The 1,761-nt window shown below is 70.1% G+C and carries 2 protein-coding genes; both read right to left on the bottom strand.

Annotation, left to right across the window (positions count from 1 at the left end):
• Positions 1 to 815 (bottom strand): glycerophosphodiester phosphodiesterase (locus tag HMPREF1138_RS07615; RefSeq protein WP_009058356.1); only part of this gene is annotated, 815 nt, incomplete at its 3' end.
• Positions 812 to 1,666 (bottom strand): M23 family metallopeptidase, encoded by an 855-nt coding sequence (locus HMPREF1138_RS07620; RefSeq protein ID WP_081496001.1) that lies wholly within the window; start codon positions 1,664 to 1,666, stop codon positions 812 to 814. The genes HMPREF1138_RS07620 and HMPREF1138_RS07615, both read right to left, overlap by 4 nt.
• Between the last annotated feature and the right edge of the window lie 95 nt (positions 1,667 to 1,761).

A 1,761-nucleotide genomic window follows, 5' to 3' on the forward strand; every position in this document is an offset into this window, starting at 1 on the left:
CCCGAGACAGCGCCGGGCACCGGAGGCGGGGTCCACAGGCCGCGCGCCTCCAGGAAGTCCCGCAGGAACGCGGGGCGATCGGTGATGATGCCGTCCACGCCGACCTCGAGGAGGCGCAGCACGTCGGCCACCGTGTTGATGGTCCACACGTGCACCGCCAAGCCGAGGGTGTGGGCGGTAGCCACGAAACGCTCGTCGACGACGCGGACGGGGCCCTGACGCATGGGAACCTGCGCGGCGATGGCCCCCTGGCGCGGGCCGGGCACGTGCCACCACGCGGGGTTAGTCGCGCTCTTCGCGGCGCCCACGAGGCGCACCACGGCCTCGGTCCCCAACGACGTGGCGACGGCGCGCGCCGGGTCAGAAGCGGCGGCATCGCGCACGGCGCGCAGGCGCGGCTCCGAGAAGGAGGCCACGAGCACGCGATCGGCAGCACCGTGGTCGGCCACGACATCGAGGAGCGGCCCCTCGACGCCCGCCTCCTTCACGTCAATATTGAAGTACGCGTCCGGGAAGGCCTCCAGCACCTGCGCGAGGAGGGGCAGCTGCTCGCCCGAATCGCGGTGGTGCAGCGCGGACAGCTCCCGCCACGTCATCTGCGCGATCACGCCGGTCCCGTCGTAGCAGCGATCCACGGTCTCGTCGTGGCAGATAACGACCTGACCGTCCGCGGTCAGGTGGGCGTCCGTCTCGATGTGGCGCACCCCGGCCTCGTAGGCGTGAGCGAAGGCGCTCATCGTGTTCTCGGGAGCCTCCTGGCCTCCGCCCCGATGGGCGAAGACGATGGGTCCTTGACGCATGGTCACGGGCATCATGAGCAAGACTCCTGTCCAAGATAGACGGCTTTGTGGGCGGCCATCCACGACTCCGGGTCCACGGGCGTGTCCGAGGAGTCGTGGATTTCGAAGTGCAGGTGGGGGCCGGTGGACCAGCCGTTGGAGCCGACCGCGCCAATGACCTGCCCGGCGGTGACGGTGTCACCGACCTTCACTTTGATTTTGTTCATGTACTGGTGCAGGTAGGCCGAGTGGAAGACCGTGCCGTCCGCCAGCGTGTGCTTGATCTGCACGTAGGCGCCCGAGCGCGAATTCTCGGCGACCTCCTCGACGACCCCGCCGTACACGGACGTGATCGGCGTATCCAGGGGGGCAGCCATGTCGATGCCCTCGTGCGCGAGCAGCTGCCCGGAGACGGGCGAAATACGCATCGTGAAGGGCGACGTGATCGTGTAGGTTCCCTCGGCCAGTGGCCAGTAGATTGTGTCGGCCACGACCCTCACGCTGCGGTTGCCGTCCGCGCCGGTGCCGGCCGCGCAGCCGGTGATGGACACGGGGGCCTTGGTCTTGGCGCGTGAATTCGCGGTGAGTGTGGCGTCCAGGGTGGTGGCCTGGGGCAGGATCTGCGAGGAGGCCCAGCTGCCCCCGCCCACGGACGCGCCGAAGGTGCGCGCGGGGACGGTCAGGGAGGAGTCGGATCCGACGCGCCCGGTCATCGGCACGGCGATCGTCGAACCCGCCAGGCCGAGGACGAGGAGGGCGCGCAGCAGGTAGCCGACGGGGTGGACGTTGTGTCCGCGCTTCCCCGGGGACGAGGCCGGCTCACCGTGCGCGTCGAGCGTTTCCTCGTCGGAAGCGTCGGGGTCAGGGGCGTCGACGATGGCTTCCATGCCGTCGGGCCCGAAGGCGGGGGTGCCATGCACGGGGGTCGGGTCATCGACCTCGGAAACGGGCGGCTCTTCCTGGGGTTCGGCGGGCTCCGGAG

It is taken from the genome of Actinomyces sp. ICM58 (assembly GCF_000283035.1).
Taxonomy (GTDB): Bacteria; Actinomycetota; Actinomycetes; order Actinomycetales; family Actinomycetaceae; genus Pauljensenia.

Coding starts and splice junctions, on each gene's coding strand:
- HMPREF1138_RS07620 (WP_081496001.1), bottom strand. CDS start 1,666: ATGGAAGCCATCGTCGACGCCCCTGACCCCGACGCTTCCGACGAGGAA.